The sequence below is a fragment of the Methylobacterium sp. A49B genome (assembly GCF_053346215.1).
The window spans coordinates 286755-302251 of the sequence record NZ_JBKFBO010000117.1 but is presented as its reverse complement, the minus strand read 5'-3'; the positions used below and the strand labels follow the sequence as shown (position 1 = coordinate 302251).

Here is a 15497-nt window from a genome sequence, read left to right as displayed (position 1 = left end):
AGGATAACGGCGCCGGTTTCAGGTGTGGTCCGAGCCCGCTCAGGCCGTCTTCATGAACCGGGTCACGCTCTCCGACAGGCTCGTCGAATGGCCCGCGAGGCTCTCGGCGATGCTCTGGACGGCCTGGGCGAGCTGACCGGTCGCATGCGCCGCCTCCGAGACGCCGCCGATATTGCCGGCCATCTCGTGGGTCGAGACGGCCTGCTCCTCGACGGCGCTCGCGATCGCCAGGGTGAGCTTCGAGAGCTCGCCCACCGCCGCGGTGATCATCTCGATGGCGCCGACCGCGTCACCCGTGGCGGCCTGGATCGCCGAGACCTGCTGGGTGATCTCACCGGTGGCTCTGGCGGTCTGCTCGGCCAGCGCCTTCACCTCGGAGGCCACGACCGCGAAGCCGCGGCCCGCCGCGCCGGCGCGGGCCGCCTCGATGGTGGCGTTCAGCGCCAGCAGGTTCGTTTGATCGGCAATCGACTTGATCATGCCGACCACCGCGTCGACCTTGCGGGCGTTCTCGGCGAGCTGCCGCATCGTCGCGTCGGTGGTCTCGGCCTGGACGGCGATCTGCTGAGCCCGTTCGGAGACGCGGCCGACCTGTCCGGAAATCTCCTGGATCGCCCCGTTCATCTGCTCGGAATTCGCCGCCACCGACGACGCCTTGTGGCGGGCGGATTCCGCCGAGTGCATCAGCCCCTCGGCTGACGTCTGCATCTCGTGGATCGCGGATCCCACCGCGTCCACGACGCGCTTCACGTCCGTCTCCATGTTCACCTGTGCGGTGACGACCGCCCAGGTCAGCATCGGGCCGATGTAGCGGCCCTTCTCGTCGTTCACGGCCGTCACCCGCAGGTTCAGGGTTTCCGGTCCGACTTTGATCTTCGTGTTATGCGGCAGCCGGCTCGCATCGGCCAGCATGCTGCGCTGATGGTGCGGATTCGTGTGGAAGACGTCGAACGAGCAGCCCAGCATCTGGTCGACCTGGACCGGCAGATGCTGCTCGATCGTGGCCAGCGTATTACGCGACGTGGCATTGAGATAATCGATCTTGAAGTCGTCGTTCAGGTCGGCGGTCATCACCGCGACCGGAACGTTGTCGATCATCGTCAAAAGTCGGGTGATCTCCTTCTTCTTTGCCGAAATGTCGGAGGCGAACTTGATGACCTTTACCGGCTGGCCCTTCGCGTCCAGGATCGGGTTGTAGGTCGCTTCCAGCCAGACGGTGGCGCCCTCCTTGTCGATCCGGGGGAACTCCCCGGTCACGTAGTGGCCGCCTTTCAGCCTGTCCCAGAACGCCGCATATTCGGCTGTCTGCGCATAAGTATCATCGGCGAAGATGCGATGATGCTTGCCGACAACCTCCGCGAGCGAGTATTTCATCACTTTGAGGAAGTTTTCATTCGCGTTCAGAACCTGACCGTCCAGTCCGAACTCGATGATGGCCAGTGATCGATCGAGCGCTTCGATCTTGGCTTGCGCCTCGCTGTACGTCGCACGCTTGAACATGATTTCGTATGCTCCAAACCGACGCCGTGTAGCGCCCGCTCGGTTAAAGATAGTCTAATCGACAGCTATTTTCGTTTTGCTCGTTCCTGCTGGCCACGAAAAACTCAAGGACGTGCGATAAGACGCGAGGTATTACTGATCATAAATTTTTATGAGGAGAAAAATTACTCGATATGCGTTTAAATATCAGAACCATCCGCGAATGCGGAAGTATACGATTGGCGCGACCGCACTCAGGAGGATGAGGGCGAGGGCGTAGGGGTAGCCGTAGGCCCAATCCAGCTCCGGCATGTGCTTGAAGTTCATGCCGTACATCGAGGCGATCAGCGTGGGCGGGACACCGACCACAGAGACCACGGTCAGGACACGGAAGACGTTGTTCTGCTCGATGTTGATGAGGCCGAGGGCGGCGTCGAGGAGGAACTGAACGTTCTCGGCCAGCCGGGTCTCGAACTCGTCGAGGGATTCGATGTCGCGCCGGATCGTGTCGAACCGGCCGTCCTCGGGCAGGCCGAGGCCGTCGCAGGCGGCCGAAACGAACGGCACGATCCGCTCCAGGCCCAGCAGGCTCGCGCGGATCTTGCCCAGCACTTTTCCCCTGTTGCTGATGCCGCGCAGGATCCGGCGCAGGGCGAGATCGCGGCGGCGGGGCGGCGGGCTCTCAAAGCGGCGGCGGTCTTTGCCGCGGACGTCGAAGTCGAAGATCCGGGTCGACAGCGAATCGAGTTCCGACGCCATGTCCTCCAGGGCGTCGGCGAGGCTGTCCACCAGCTCCTCAAGGACCACCAGGAAGATCTCGCTCGGAGTCGTGCTCCCGTCGCCGTCGGAGATCCGCTTCGCGGAAGAGTCGAAGGCGCGCAGGTCGTGGAAGCGGATCGTGACGAGATGATCCTTGGTGAGCAGGAAGCCCAGCGGCTTCAGCTGCGATGCGCTCTGCTCGAAAGTGATCATCGGCGTCGAGAGCGAGAGGCCACCTTTGACCCGGCGCAGGCGGCTCGATGTCTCGACCTCCGAAAGGGCGGCCCGGGACGGGACGCGCAGGCCAGTGGCCGCCTCGACCGCGGCGGCTTCCTCGGAGGTTGGATCATTCAGGTCAAGCCACACGGCGTCGGCCGCGACGGCGCTGCCGGGTTGCGATGCCACCGGGCCGTGGGGTCCGTGCAGGTTCAGCATCGGGGCGCGTTATCCGTGAGGGAGAAAGAGGGCGCCGCCGCGTCATCGCACCGTCGCGCGGGGGTGCGACAGCCTTGACTCGGACACGGACCGAGCCTATCTCGCCGCCGTCTTTGGCACTCGCCGAGACAGAGTGCTAACAGTCGAGTTCGCGAGCGGTCCCGCCGGCCGCATCAACGCCAACTCCAGACCTGAAGCAAGAGGGCAGCTCATGAAGTTCCGTCCGCTGCACGACCGCGTGGTCGTCCGTCGCATCGAGAGCGAGGAGAAGACCAAGGGCGGCATCATCATCCCGGACACCGCCAAGGAGAAGCCGCAGGAGGGCGAGATCGTCGCCGTCGGCCCCGGCGCCCGTGACGAGCAGGGTCGCGTCAACCCGCTCGACGTCAAGGCCGGCGACCGCGTCCTGTTCGGCAAGTGGTCCGGCACCGAGGTCAAGATCGACGGTCAGGACCTTCTGATCATGAAGGAATCCGACATCATGGGCGTCGTCGCCGTCTGATCGGATCACCCGTCATCGCCCTTTGAGGCCGTCCCGGCCTTGGGGTTCAACCAGTAGCTAAGAGGCACACAATGGCAGCGAAAGACGTTCGTTTCTCCGCCGACGCCCGCGATAAGATGCTGCGCGGCGTCGACATCCTCGCCGACGCGGTGAAGGTGACGCTCGGCCCGAAGGGTCGCAACGTCGTGATCGAGAAGAGCTTCGGCGCCCCGCGCATCACCAAGGACGGTGTGACGGTCGCCAAGGAGATCGAGCTCTCCGACCGTTTCGAGAACATGGGCGCCCAGATGGTGCGCGAAGTGGCCTCGAAGACCAACGACATCGCGGGTGACGGCACCACCACCGCGACCGTGCTGGCCCAGGCCATCGTCCGCGAGGGCGCCAAGTACGTCGCCGCCGGCATCAACCCGATGGACCTGAAGCGCGGCATCGACCTCGCCACGCAGGCTGCCGTCAAGGACATCACCTCGCGCGCCAAGAAGGTCTCGACCTCCGACGAGGTCGCACAGGTCGGCACCATCTCGTCGAACGGCGACACCGAGATCGGCCAGATGATCGCCCACGCCATGCAGAAGGTGGGCAACGAGGGCGTCATCACCGTCGAGGAGGCCAAGACCGCCGAGACCGAGCTCGACGTCGTCGAGGGCATGCAGTTCGACCGCGGCTACCTCTCCCCGTACTTCATCACGAACGCGGAGAAGATGGTCGCCGAGCTCGAGGATCCCTACATCCTCATCCACGAGAAGAAGCTCTCGTCGCTCCAGGCGATGCTGCCGGTGCTCGAGGCCGTGGTTCAGACCGGCAAGCCGCTCCTGATCATCGCCGAGGACATCGAGGGCGAGGCGCTCGCCACGCTCGTGGTCAACAAGCTCCGCGGCGGCCTGAAGGTCGCGGCCGTCAAGGCGCCGGGCTTCGGCGACCGCCGCAAGGCGATGCTTGAGGACATCGCGATCCTGACCAAGGGTCAGATGATCGCCGAGGATCTCGGCATCAAGCTCGAGAACGTGACGCTCCCCATGCTCGGCCGCGCCAAGCGCGTGCGCATCGAGAAGGAGAACACCACGATCATCGACGGCGTCGGCGAGAAGTCCGACATCGAGGGCCGTATCGCCCAGATCAAGGCGCAGATCGAGGAGACCACCTCGGACTACGATCGTGAGAAGCTCCAGGAGCGTCTGGCCAAGCTCGCGGGCGGCGTCGCGGTGATCCGCGTCGGCGGCGCGACCGAGGTTGAGGTGAAGGAGAAGAAGGACCGCGTCGACGACGCCCTCAACGCCACCCGCGCGGCGGTCGAGGAAGGCATCGTCCCGGGCGGCGGCACTGCGCTGCTGCGCGCCAAGAAGGCGGTCGCCGAGCTGAAGTCCGACATCCCGGACGTCCAGGCCGGCATCAAGATCGTGCTGAAGGCCCTTGAGGCTCCGATCCGCCAGATCGCCCAGAACGCGGGCGTCGAGGGCTCGATCGTGGTCGGCAAGATCACCGACAACACGGGCTCGGAGACCTTCGGCTTCAACGCGCAGACCGAAGAGTACGTCGACATGATCCAGGCCGGCATCGTCGATCCGGCCAAGGTGGTGCGCACTGCACTGCAGGATGCGGCTTCCGTGGCCGGCCTGCTGGTGACCACCGAGGCGATGGTCGCCGACGCGCCGAAGAAGGACAGCCCTGCCCCGGCGATGCCGGGCGGCGGCATGGGCGGCATGGACTTCTAAGTCCTCGGCCGACCTGCGAGACGAGGAGGGGCCGCCGAGAGGCGGCCCTTTTTCTTTCAGGCATCTCCCGACGCCGCTCCGATCCCCCGCGCTGAGGCGTTCACCGTTCGACGCGGCTAGCCTGGATCGGTCTGCCCTCCGTACGGCCGAGATCGGCTTCGATTTCGGCGCCGAGGCAGAAGAAGCGTTGCCGAGTCTCGGCCACCAAGGGAATCGATCGCTCGATCGCCGCGACGACCTCAGACGGGTGGTGCCTCACCATCCCGACCGTCTCGGTGCGTCGCCTATGCGGATCGTGCCGTCACCCATCAACCGGGCAGGACATCACGCCGCTGCATCCCCTGCAGCACCGACCGGCAACGTTTATTCTGGCGCAGAGGACAAACGAAAAACGGGACGGCGCGAGCCGTCCCGTTCAGAAGCCTACCTATCGGCCAAGGAAGATCGAAGCCAGTCGCTGGAGCAGGCCCCGCGGTGCGGGCGGAGGCTCGCTCTGCCCAGGACCGTCCCCGATCTAAGCGTTGGCGGCGAAGGGGTGCTGCGCGGAGTTGCGCTGCTCGGTGACCGTCGAGGCCTTCGGCTCGCCGTTCACGGCGCGCTGGATCGACAGCTTGGTCGCCTCGTAGTTGTACTTCTGGATCTTGGCGTCGTCGGCCGCCTCCCAGTGGATGAACACGCCGACCAGGATGTACAGGTCGTCGGCCTCGTCCGCCGGGATGATGCCCTCGGCCACCGCGTCCTGAACGGCCTTGGCAACGCCGTGCTGGGCCGGTCCGAACATCTGGACGGCCTGGCGGGCGTCGTTGATGGTGACCTTGTTGAACATCAGGGTGTTGGGCTTGCACGGCAGGTTCGGCGCGATGACCGCGAGCAGGCTGGTGAAGCCGTGCTTGTTGTTCACGAGGCCGTTGCAGAAAGCCGACTCGGCCGGCGAACCGCGCGGTCCGATGATGAGGTCGATGTGGGCGACCTCGTTGCCGTCGCCGACGAGCGCTTCGCCGACCTGAACCTTGGTGATCTTCGCCATTCGGTGTCTCTCCCTGGATTCCGAAATAGAGCCGCGCGCCGGGCGGTGCCGCGGCCGGGAAGCCATCCTTGTTATCGGCGCCCGACCATGCCGGCCGAGCCGGATGAGCCGAGCCGGTTGGGCCGGACAGCGCGGCGGACCCTACAGCGGGGCCCTGCGGCTCACAACCCGCGCAAGGCCCTGCAACGAAGGAATTTCTTATTGTCCGCGCGGGGAAATTTATGGAACCCGGGTGCGGTTCAGGCCAGCACGGCGCCCGCCGCCGCGAGGGCGTCCCAGAACAGGGTCGCGACCGTGAAATCCGCGCTCGTGCCGGGGTTCAGGCCGCGGGCCTTGAGCGAGGCATCGAGGGCGAGGAGCGGCGTGACCGGCTTGCAGGCCAGATCGAGTCCGGTCAGCGCCGCCTCGGCCTCCCGCCGAACGGCCTCGGCAGTCGCCGATCCCGCCTTGCGGGCAATATGGCTGTCCGGGACCGACCGCAGGTAGGCGAGATGGACCGCGCTCGTGCACCACGACGGGTCGAGCCCCGTCTCGCGGGCCGCCGACAATGCCGGAAGGCCGATCGCCGCCACGTCGGCGAAGTTGTCGACATAGGCGCGGGCGATCCGGTCTCGCCCCGCAGCCTCCGCCATGGCCTCCAGCAGGGATTTCGGCGCCGGCGCGGCGACATCGTGGTTGCCGGCCCGCCCGAGGCCGCCGGGATTGGCGAGGCGGATCGCGGCGAAGACCGCCTCGGAATCCAGGCTCTGCAGGCTGTCGAGACTGGCCGAGACCGACTGTCCTCGCTCGGCGGCGACCGCCAGCGGAGCGCAGAGCAGCAGGATGCCAAGATTCGTGTTCTGGCCCACCGCCGCCATCGTGGCGGCGACGCCGTCGCGGACGCGCGCGCCGATCCCGGTCCCCGCTTGTGCCAGGGCCGGGGCGGAGACGTCGGCGCTCGTGATGAAGTCGGCCACCACCATCCGGTGGCCGGCCGCGAAGGCGTGGACGTTGCCGGGTTTGAGGGCGTCGAGTTCCGCCAGACAGGCCGCCCGGTAGAGCGTTCCGATCAGCCCCGCGTCGAGCGTGCTGTCGCGCATGCTCATGCGACCACGAGCCTGGGACGGCTCGCGCCGCGGGCGGCGGCCAGGAACCCGCGCACCACGGCGGCGGCGATGTCGGTCTCGCAGACGGTCTGCAGACCCGACCACGCCGGCATGGAATTGACCTCCAGGATCGAGAAGCCGCCCTCCCCGTCCTCAACCAGATCGACGCCGGAATAGTCGACCCCGACGGCCGCGGCGGCGGCCTCCGCGAGTTCGGCCGCCGCCCGCGGCATCGCCCAGGTCAGCGGCCGGCCGCCCCGGTGGACGTTGGTGATCCAGCCGTCGCCCTCGCGGATCATGCCGGCGATGGCGCGCCCGTCGCAGACAAAGACCCGGTAATCGCGCCACAACCCGTCACGACGCGGAACATAGCGCTGGAGGTAGTAGACCCGCGCCACCGCCTCCTCGTCGGGCAGATCCTCCGGCCGCTCGATCAGCACGAGCCCCTCCCCCTGCGAGCCGAACAGCGGCTTGAGGACGAGCGGCGCGCCGGGCCGGGCCTCGGTCGCGACCAGGGCGGCGGCGGCCTCGCGCTTCGAGAACACCCAGGTGGCCGGCGTCGGCAGGCCGGCCCGGGCGATGAGGAGCGAGGTGGCCGCCTTGTCCACCGAGCGCTCGATGGCGGTCGGCGCGTTCCAGACGGTCACGCCCGCCGAGACCAGGGCGTGAAGGACGCCGAGGCGCATCGTCGTGGCCTCGAAGGTGCCGCCCGCGATGGTCCGCATCAGGACCCCGTCCGGAAGCGCCTCGGGAAAGCCCGGCACCCGCAGGGGCTCGCCGCCGCCGGTGACCACCGCGACGTCGGCGAGGGAGAACAGAACCGGCTCGACGCCCTGAGCCTGCAGGGCTGTGAGGAGCCGGTTTCGATGCCAAGTGCCGTTATCGGCCGCGAGTCCGATGCGCATCGGGGTCCTGATGGTTGGGAAAGGCTCGGCTCTCAGGGGTGGCCGGGACCGAGGTCGCTCGTCCGAGCAGGCGCATGGGCCTTCGGTACCGCGAAGATGGCGGTCGGTTCGCCTTGCTCCCCTCCCCCGCTGCCGTGGGAGGGGAGAAGCAGGTGCCGGCACCCGCATCGCCGCGGCGATGCGCCAAGCCGGCCACTCAGGCGAACGAAGCGTCCACCAGAGTGGGCTCCAGCCGTCCGCCCCGGTAGGTGGCGCCGGAGCGGACCGACGTGACGATCGCCTCGGCCGGCGAGAACAGCGCGCCGTCGATCTTGTAGAAATCGCCGTTCACCCGCGCGAAGATCTCGGCGAACGGGGCGCCGTGATCGCTCGACGTGGTGGAGGGCAGCTGCTCGGCGAGCTGCTTCGCGTCGGCATCGTCGGCGTCCACGAAGAGCTGGACGCGCCCGCCGTAGATGATGGCGTCGTTGGTCCGGCCCATGGCCTTGATGAAGTCCGGGTGCGGGGGCGACAGCGGCGCGGAGCCGATCCCGTCCACGATGGTGTGCAGGTCGAAGCCGACCGTGTGGGCCTTGTGGAGCGCGACCTCCAGGACGCGCGCCACCACCTGGGTGGAACCGGCGAGGCTCTGGGTCGGCGCGAAGATGAAGGTCAAGTCCTCGGGCCGGAGGCCCGAGGCCTCGGCGACCTTGGCGACCACGCTGTCGGGCGGTCCGCCGGCCGCCTCGAGGACGAGCGCGGTCTTGGACGCCGCGTCGCGATAGCCGAGTTCCTGATAGAGATCCTCGACGGCCGCGACCGCGCGGCCGGGCCCTGAGCCGAGGGCGAAGAAGCCGGAATCCCCGGTCTCGTCCGCGAGGCTCCAGCCCGCGTACTGGCTGCCCAGGCAGGCGAGCACCGGGTCGGCCGCGTGGACCGTCACCGAGTAGGGCCAGGTCGCGATCGGCCCGCTCGGCGCGATGGTCACCGTGCCGAGGCCGCCGAGGCAGATCTCGGCGATGCGCCGGCCCGCCTCGATCGAGCCCTTCGCCTGCGCGCCGGCGTCGATCATGCGGGCGCCACCGGCGGCTTGCGACACTGAGAGCCGCAGCGTTGCGGCGTCGGCCACGAGGCGCTCGATCAGCGGGCCCGAGAGCGCATTGACGCTGGGATAGGTTTGTCTGGCACTCATCACAGGGCTTCCTCGGGGTGTGTTTTCTTCGCCGCGCGGATGGCCCGCAGGCGCGCCATCCGCGTTTCCAACAGGGCGAGCACCTCCGCCCGGTCCGCGCCTTCGGCCAGCACCGTGCAGAGCGGCGCGTCGCGGCGGACCACCGAGCCGGGGCACGGGCGGTCGCGCACGTAGTCCGGCCAGTCGAGGTCCGGAACAGGCGCAAGCTCTCGGTCCGCGTAACAGATCTGCGCGGCCGCCGCACCAGCCGGTTGCGGGCCGAGGTCCGGCATCGTGCCCAGGCAGGCCGCGATATGGGCCGCCAGCATCGGCGTGGCGCGCCGGTCGAGGATGTCCAGCGTCGCGCCGGGACGCGGATTGATCTCGGTGAGCCACCAGTCGGGTCCGTCGACCAGAACGTCGGCGCTGCCGAGGCCGCGCAGCCCCGTGGCGGCGACGATCCGCTCGGCGCCGGCGGCGATCGCCGCCGCGGTCGCAGGACCGAGTGCGTCGGGCTCCCCAGGCCCGCGCGCCAGGGCCCCGGCGTAGCGGAACGGCCTGATCGGGGACGGCGCGCACCATTGCTCGGTCACGGCGAGGACGCGGATCGTGCGGCCATCGGCGAGGAAGTTGAGGGCGTGCGGCCGGCCTGCAACGCGTCTCTGGAAGTAGTGGCCCGGGGGCGCCGCCGCACGGGTCGCCGGCCGGATATGGCTGCCGCCGCTGCCGCCCGCCCGCTTGAGCAGCCATTGCACCGGCTCCGGTGGAGGATCCTTCGAGACCGCCGGATGCGGCACGCCGAGGCGCGCGCAGAGCGCGGCGAAGTCCGACGGATCCTTCAGCGTCGCGATGGCCTCGGCCGAGGCCCCGACGAGTCGGTGCCGCTCGGCGAGGCGCGCGACGAGCCCTGGCGCATCTTCGAAACCGCTGCCGAGGACGAGGCCGACAACAGGGCCGGCCCGATGGGCCATCTCGTCGAGGGCGTTCAGCGTCGCGTGGTCGGCGAGGGCGGTACCGAACCGTCCGGGCAACGGTCGGTAGGCTTCGGCCAGTGCCCGCGTGTCCGAATCGCCGAATAGGTCAGCCACGTAGGGCCGGAGGCCGGCGCGACGGGCTGCCTCGGCCAGGGCGCGCCCGGCCTGGGCGGCGATCAGGACCGCGTCGGCCATCCTACGCCGGGCCCAGCTCGATTTAGCCGGCGATCTCCACCGCGAGCGCGTAGGCGTCGCGGAAATCGAGGCAGAGCGGCGTGTCGGAGGCCAGCATCCGGTCGAACAGGCGCCGCTGCGTCTGATACTTGACGTTGCCGACCGCCAGCGCACCGATGCCGACACCCTTCCCGGTGGGCAGCGGCACATCGACGGCGTTGACGTCGATCCCCGCGATGCCGGCGGGCGGCACGGCGTTGACGTCGGAGGCCACGAGCAGCTTCGGCGCCGATTCCAGATCCTTTGCCGAGAGGATCGGGATTCCGGCGGGACCGGCGGACAGGATCACGTCCGCGTCCCGGATGGCCGCGCGACGGTCCTCGGGGGTGGTCCCGTCGACGGCACCGACCTCGATGCCGAAGCGCCATTTCATCGTGAAGGCGATCTTCGAGACCCGCTCCTCGCCGTCATGGCCGACCAGCACGGTGGTGGCGCCCTGCAGGGCGCCGATCACCGCGGCCACGTAGGCGACGACGCCGGCGCCGCCGAAGATCACGATGCGCTTGCCCTTGAGGTCGGTGTCGAATTTCTGGCGCAGGGCGCGGGACACCTGCGCGACCATGGCGGCGCCGGTGGTGAACGAGCCCGCCGGGTCGGCGAAGACGTGGTTCACGAAAGGCGGCACGAAGGCCTTCTTGGCGCGGTCGACCATGTCGAGGGCGTCCTCGGCATTCTTGCCGCCGATGAAGATCCCCGTCCGGGTGCCGTCGCCCGGCGCCCGCGAGAAGATCGAGTCCTGGGTCAGCGAGACCACGTCCGCGAGGCTGACCTCCGTGTAGGTCACCACGGTCTCGAAGCCGGCATCCACGGCCATGTTCACGTCGAACGGGCTCATGTGCCGGAGCGGCGTCAGCATGTGGAGGATCGAGCGGGCCATGAAATCCTCGTCCGGCGCGCGACAGTTGCGCCTTGCCTCCGTCCAAACCCGGAGCGGTGTTCCGGGTCAAGTCCGGGCGTGCAGGGTCAGTTCGGTCCGGACACCGAAGCGCCCCGGTTGCGCCCGCGGGCGATGATGAACCGGAGCGGGCCGCCTCGGTCGAGGGAGGCCACGAGGGTACGAGCCTCGCCCTCCGAGGGCATCAGCACGAAGCCGGTCGGTCCCCAGGAGGATTGGCCGTAGCCGGGCACGCCCTGCGCTCCGGCATTCGCCAGGGCCTGCGCCACCGCGGCGCTCGCGTAGCGGCCGCCCTGATGGGGTGCGAAGTGGTCGCCGATCAGATCCTGGATCCGCGTGATCCCGGCACCGAAACCCTGAGGCTCCGCCAGGGCGACGGCCGGAAGCACCTGCATCAGGGTGATCCGGCAGATCTCTGCCGCCTGCGCCTCCGGGAAGCGCGGCAGGTCGCGGAAGGCCTCGACCTCGCGCGTCCCGTGCACGCCGTCCATGCTCGGATCGAGGATGAGAACGACGCGCCAGGCCTCGGGATAGGGCAGCCGCGCGACGACCGGCGGCGGTCCTCCGTCGGGACCGCGTCCGCCATCGACGATCAGGCCGCCCTCCGTGAAGGCGCACAGGCCGACGCCCGAGCGGTTACCCCGGTCGAGGCTGGCCGCGAACGCCTCCGCCGCGAAGGGCCGGCCCTCCAGGCGGGCCATCGCGGCGGCCACGGCCAGCGCGAGCTGGGTGCCCGAGCCGAAACCCGCATGGGCCGGGATCGCCCGCTCCACCGCGACGGCCACGTCCCCGCGGACGCCGAGATGTGCGGCGGCAGCCTCGGCGTAGCCACGCACGCGGTCCGCCTCGGGTCCCTCCGCCGAAGGGTGCTTCGCCCGGCATGCAGTCAGGGCCAGAGAGGGCTCGTCGACGGCGAGGCCGATGCTTCCGAAGCGTCGGCCCAGGCCTCCGTGCAGGTCGAGGAAGCCGAAATGCAGCCGCGCCGGGGCCTCGACCCGCACGGCGCCCGCCACCGCCACCTCGTTCCGCCCGGGGACATCGCCCACCACGTTTCCCTCGAATCCTGCAAGCCCGGCGCATGCCCGGCGCGCTTGTCACATGTGGCCCGGAGCCGGGCAACGGTGATCCGTTCGGCGCGGCCGCCGGCGAATCTTGCCCATGGTTAAGGCAATCCGGCCCCTCTGTGTTTCGTCGAACCGTCGCGCGACCGCCTTCGCGCTTCCGTCGCGGTCCGCCCCCAGATTGAAACCCGCGTCTCTTCGCCGGTCCGTCACAGGGGACAAGCGGCGGGATGCCCGACCGATCTTCGCGCGCAGCACGCGTCGGGCGACCGCGGCCTGAGAGCGGGGTGGGGTCTCCGGCGGCGGCAAACCATCCCTGGCGCGTCACTTCCCGACAGGGATCGCCGTCCGCCCCCCTTGCCGCGGTGGGCGGATGAATGCAAACCTAGGCCCCGCGACGGCGTGCCGAGTTTGCCGTCTGCCCGAGACTTGCCGGGCGGGCGTGCCATTCCGACTCTGTGGGGGCCCAGGTTCATGGGGCTTGCCCGCTTCGTCAGGTCTTACGGCCGTCGCCCGCTCCGAAACCAAGCAAGAACGTTGCGAGAGGGAGCATGGCAGCCTGGGTGAAGGGTGGCGCGACGGACGCGGGCACCGCCATCGAGGCGGCCGCATCCCTCATCGCCAAGGCGCGCGCGCCGGTCATCGCCGGCATGAGCGCCGATGTCGCCGCGATCCGCGCGGCCTACGATCTCGCGGGACGCATCGGCGCCTCCGTCGATACTGCAGGCTCGGCGGGGACCTATGCGGAACTCGGCTCGCTGAGTCGGGTCGGCGCCCTGACGACGACGCCGGCCGAGGCCGTCGGGCGGGCGGATGTGGTTCTGGTGGTGGGCGCCGCCGCCTGGCAGGCCCCGCTCCTGAAGCGTCTGATCGACGCCAAGCCCACGCGCGGGCGCGCCGCCGGATCGGATCGCGCCCTCTTGGCGGTCGGCGCGAACGCGACTGCCACGCTGGCTTGGCCGGCCGGGAATGGCCTGCCGGAGGCTGTCGGCGTGCTGCGGGCCTACGCCCGCGGTCATCTGGCGGGGGATGGCCTCCCCGGGCAGATCGCGGCCCGGCTCGCCGCCGCGCAATACGGCGTCTTGCTCTACGATCCCGCCGAACTCGGGGCGTACGGCGTCGAGATGCTCCAGGGCCTCGCCATGGAGCTGAGCGAGACCACCCGCTGCTTCACCCTCGCGGTCGGCGGCACCGGGCAGGACCGCGCGGTCGTGCCGGTCTCGGCCTGGCTCACCGGGCAGGCCCCGCGCAGCGGCTTCGGCCGCCGCGTCCCTGAGCACGATCCCTGGCGCTTCGACGCCGCACGGCAGGTCGCCGCCGGCGAAGCGGATGCCGTCCTCTGGCTCGCCTCCGTACCGGTGGCGCGCCCGGATTGGCTGTCGAACGTGCCGTCCGTCGCGCTGGTCGCGGACGGCGAGGCACCGGCCGCCGAGGTGGTGATCGCGGTCGGCCAGCCCGGTCGCGACCATGGCGGGGTGCTGTGGAATGAGCAGCGCGCCGCGCTAACCTTCTGGCCGGCCTCTGCGCCGTCGGACCTGCCCTCGGCGGCCTCGGTTCTGAACGCCCTGCGGGACCGCCTCGTCGCGGGCCACGCCACGAGGAGTGTGTCCGCATGCTGAGCGTGATCCGGGGCGGGCGCGTCGTCGATCCGACCGCGTCCCGCGATTCCGTCGGTGACGTCTGGATCGAGGACGGCCGCGTGATCGATCCGCCGGGCCGCGAGCCCGACGCGGTGGTCGACGCCGCGGGCTGCGTGGTGATGGCGGGCGGCGTCGAGGTGCACTCGCACATCGCCGGCGGTAATGTGATCACCTCGCGTCTGCTCCTGCCCGACCTCTACGTCAGCGAGGCGGCACCCGAGGGTCATCCGTTCGCCCACGCGGGCGGGGCGGCGGCCTGGATCGGCTCGACCTACGCGCGGATGGGCTACACCACGGCCGTCGAGCCGGCGATGCCGCCGACCCACGCCCTCGGGACGCAGCTCGAACTCGCCGACATCCCGCTGCTCGACCGCGGCGCCCTCACGGTGATGGGCAACGACGACCAGCTCCTGCAACTCCTCCGCGAGCGCCAGGGCGGTACCGCCGTGCGCGACCTCGTCGCCCTGTCGGTCGCCCAGTCGCGCGGCCTCGGGGTCAAGTGCATCAACGCGGGCGGCGCCTCCGCCTTCAAGGACGGGGCCCTGCGCCTGTCGCTGGACGACGAGATCCCCTGCTACGGGCTCTCGACCCGGCAGATCATGGGCTCGCTCCTCGACGCCGTGGAGGAGATCGGCGTCCCGCACCCGCTGCACGTCCACTGCAACAATCTGGGCCTGCCGGGAGCGGACGACAGCTTCATGGCGACGCTCGATGCGGCCGAAGGCCGGCGCATCCACTTCGCCCACGCGCAGTTCTACGCCTACGGCGCCGTGGACCCGGCCAATCCCGGCACCGGCGGTTTCCGCTCGGCGGCGGAGCGCATCGCCCAGGCGATCACCGACAACCCCAACGCCACCCTCGATATCGGGCAGGTCGTGTTCGGCCAGACCGTGACGGTGTCGCTCGACATCCTCCGCCAGTTCGCCGGCCGGAAGGGCGCCAAGCCGAAGAAGTGGGTCCTGAACGCGGGCGACGCCGAGGGCGGCGGCGTGGTGCCGTTCCTGTACCGGCCCCGGGGGCCGACCAGCTCGCTGCAATGGGCAATCGGCCTGGAGATCATGCTGCTCTCCACCGATCCAGAGCGGACGATCCTGACCACCGATCACCCGAACGGCGGCCCGTTCACCCAGTACCCGCGCATCATCCACCTGCTGATGGACAAATCGGAGCGCGACCGCGAGATCGCGACGCTGCCGAGCGTGGTCGGCGAGCGCTCGAGCCTCCCCGGGCTGGAGCGCGAGTACACGCTCTCGGAGATCGCGCAGCTGACCCGGTCCGGACCGGCGAAGCTCCTCGGCCTCGCCGACCGCGGCCACCTCCGGGCCGGCGCCCGGGCCGACGTCGCGGTCTACCGCGACGACGCGAACCGCACCGCGATGTTCACCGCCGCCAAGCTCGTCCTGAAGGACGGCGTGCCGATCGTCGAGGACGGCGAGGTCGTCGAGTGGCGCGCCGGCCGCACGCTGTCGCTGACCGTCGAGTCCGACAAGGCCATGGCCAAGCGCGCCGACACCTACCTCACGGAGCGGTTCGGCGAAGGGCTCGACAGCTTCGCCGTCCCCGACGCGGCCTTCGGCGAGGGCCGGGAGAATTTCGAGGCGGTGCCATGCCGGGTGTGATCAGCGGGCCGAGCCGCGGG

The 15497-nt window shown here is 69.6% G+C and carries 13 protein-coding genes; 4 read left to right on the top strand and 9 right to left on the bottom strand.

Going from position 1 to position 15497, the window contains the following annotated elements; translation table 11 throughout:
* Positions 1-39: 39 nt before the first annotated feature.
* Both ACLBX9_RS22700 and ACLBX9_RS22695 read right to left on the bottom strand, forming a co-directional pair.
* Positions 40-1500 (bottom strand): methyl-accepting chemotaxis protein, encoded by a 1461-nt coding sequence (locus tag ACLBX9_RS22700; protein ID WP_447720509.1) that lies wholly within the window; start codon positions 1498-1500, stop codon positions 40-42.
* Positions 1501-1686: 186 nt separating this feature from the next.
* Entirely contained in the window at positions 1687-2673 is a 987-nt protein-coding gene (locus ACLBX9_RS22695) for a CorA family divalent cation transporter (RefSeq protein ID WP_447720508.1), read from the bottom strand.
* 211 nt (positions 2674-2884) lie between these two features.
* On the opposite strand from ACLBX9_RS22695, the gene groES reads away from it, so the two are divergent.
* Complete coding sequence (groES, locus tag ACLBX9_RS22690; protein ID WP_010682002.1) at positions 2885-3175, top strand: co-chaperone GroES; 291 nt, start codon at positions 2885-2887, stop codon at positions 3173-3175.
* Positions 3176-3246: 71 nt separating this feature from the next.
* Positions 3247-4887 carry a chaperonin GroEL gene (gene groL, locus ACLBX9_RS22685; protein ID WP_010682003.1) on the top strand — a complete coding sequence of 547 codons (1641 nt, stop codon included), beginning with the start codon at positions 3247-3249 and terminating at the stop codon, positions 4885-4887.
* Between the two features lie 514 nt (positions 4888-5401).
* On the opposite strand, the gene fae is transcribed toward groL, so the two are convergent.
* The 7 genes from fae to ACLBX9_RS22650 all read right to left on the bottom strand — a co-directional run bounded on the left by fae (position 5402) and on the right by ACLBX9_RS22650 (position 12203).
* A complete protein-coding gene (gene fae, locus ACLBX9_RS22680; RefSeq protein WP_010682004.1) occupies positions 5402-5914 on the bottom strand; it encodes a 5,6,7,8-tetrahydromethanopterin hydro-lyase in 513 nt (170 codons plus the stop codon).
* Positions 5915-6153: 239 nt separating this feature from the next.
* Complete coding sequence (locus ACLBX9_RS22675) at positions 6154-6999, bottom strand: triphosphoribosyl-dephospho-CoA synthase (RefSeq protein WP_447720507.1); 846 nt, start codon at positions 6997-6999, stop codon at positions 6154-6156.
* On the bottom strand, positions 6996-7904 hold the full coding sequence (locus tag ACLBX9_RS22670) for an ATP-grasp domain-containing protein (protein ID WP_010682006.1): 909 nt from the start codon (positions 7902-7904) through the stop codon (positions 6996-6998). Before ACLBX9_RS22670 ends, ACLBX9_RS22675 begins: the two co-directional genes overlap by 4 nt.
* A gap of 196 nt (positions 7905-8100) precedes the next feature.
* Entirely contained in the window at positions 8101-9075 is a 975-nt protein-coding gene (gene mch, locus ACLBX9_RS22665; protein WP_447720506.1) for a methenyltetrahydromethanopterin cyclohydrolase, read from the bottom strand.
* Positions 9075-10223 (bottom strand): ATP-grasp domain-containing protein, encoded by a 1149-nt coding sequence (locus ACLBX9_RS22660; protein ID WP_447720505.1) that lies wholly within the window; start codon positions 10221-10223, stop codon positions 9075-9077. Before ACLBX9_RS22660 ends, mch begins: the two co-directional genes overlap by 1 nt.
* A 22-nt stretch (positions 10224-10245) precedes the next feature.
* Entirely contained in the window at positions 10246-11139 is an 894-nt protein-coding gene (locus ACLBX9_RS22655; RefSeq protein ID WP_010682009.1) for an NADP-dependent methylenetetrahydromethanopterin/methylenetetrahydrofolate dehydrogenase, read from the bottom strand.
* Between the two features lie 86 nt (positions 11140-11225).
* On the bottom strand, positions 11226-12203 hold the full coding sequence (locus ACLBX9_RS22650; protein WP_447720504.1) for a beta-ribofuranosylaminobenzene 5'-phosphate synthase family protein: 978 nt from the start codon (positions 12201-12203) through the stop codon (positions 11226-11228).
* A 566-nt stretch (positions 12204-12769) separates the two neighbouring features.
* Between ACLBX9_RS22650 and ACLBX9_RS22645 the strand changes: the two genes are divergently transcribed.
* Both ACLBX9_RS22645 and ACLBX9_RS22640 read left to right on the top strand, forming a co-directional pair.
* Entirely contained in the window at positions 12770-13837 is a 1068-nt protein-coding gene (locus ACLBX9_RS22645; protein ID WP_447720503.1) for a formyltransferase, read from the top strand.
* Positions 13831-15477: a formylmethanofuran dehydrogenase subunit A gene (locus tag ACLBX9_RS22640; protein WP_447720502.1), complete on the top strand. Its 1647-nt coding sequence runs from the start codon at positions 13831-13833 to the stop codon at positions 15475-15477. The genes ACLBX9_RS22645 and ACLBX9_RS22640 overlap by 7 nt, the downstream gene beginning before the upstream one ends.
* The last annotated feature ends 20 nt before the right edge of the window (positions 15478-15497 follow it).

Bases quoted from the DNA above. Each gene is read 5' to 3' on its own strand.
- ACLBX9_RS22700 (WP_447720509.1), bottom strand. From the start codon at position 1,500: ATGTTCAAGCGTGCGACGTACAGCGAGGCGCAAGCCAAGATCGAAGCG.
- ACLBX9_RS22695 (WP_447720508.1), bottom strand. From the start codon at position 2,673: ATGCTGAACCTGCACGGACCCCACGGCCCGGTGGCATCGCAACCCGGC.
- groES (WP_010682002.1), top strand. From the start codon at position 2,885: ATGAAGTTCCGTCCGCTGCACGACCGCGTGGTCGTCCGTCGCATCGAG.
- groL (WP_010682003.1), top strand. From the start codon at position 3,247: ATGGCAGCGAAAGACGTTCGTTTCTCCGCCGACGCCCGCGATAAGATG.
- fae (WP_010682004.1), bottom strand. From the start codon at position 5,914: ATGGCGAAGATCACCAAGGTTCAGGTCGGCGAAGCGCTCGTCGGCGAC.
- ACLBX9_RS22675 (WP_447720507.1), bottom strand. From the start codon at position 6,999: ATGAGCATGCGCGACAGCACGCTCGACGCGGGGCTGATCGGAACGCTC.
- ACLBX9_RS22670 (WP_010682006.1), bottom strand. From the start codon at position 7,904: ATGCGCATCGGACTCGCGGCCGATAACGGCACTTGGCATCGAAACCGG.
- mch (WP_447720506.1), bottom strand. From the start codon at position 9,075: ATGAGTGCCAGACAAACCTATCCCAGCGTCAATGCGCTCTCGGGCCCG.
- ACLBX9_RS22660 (WP_447720505.1), bottom strand. From the start codon at position 10,223: ATGGCCGACGCGGTCCTGATCGCCGCCCAGGCCGGGCGCGCCCTGGCC.
- ACLBX9_RS22655 (WP_010682009.1), bottom strand. From the start codon at position 11,139: ATGGCCCGCTCGATCCTCCACATGCTGACGCCGCTCCGGCACATGAGC.
- ACLBX9_RS22645 (WP_447720503.1), top strand. From the start codon at position 12,770: ATGGCAGCCTGGGTGAAGGGTGGCGCGACGGACGCGGGCACCGCCATC.
- ACLBX9_RS22640 (WP_447720502.1), top strand. From the start codon at position 13,831: ATGCTGAGCGTGATCCGGGGCGGGCGCGTCGTCGATCCGACCGCGTCC.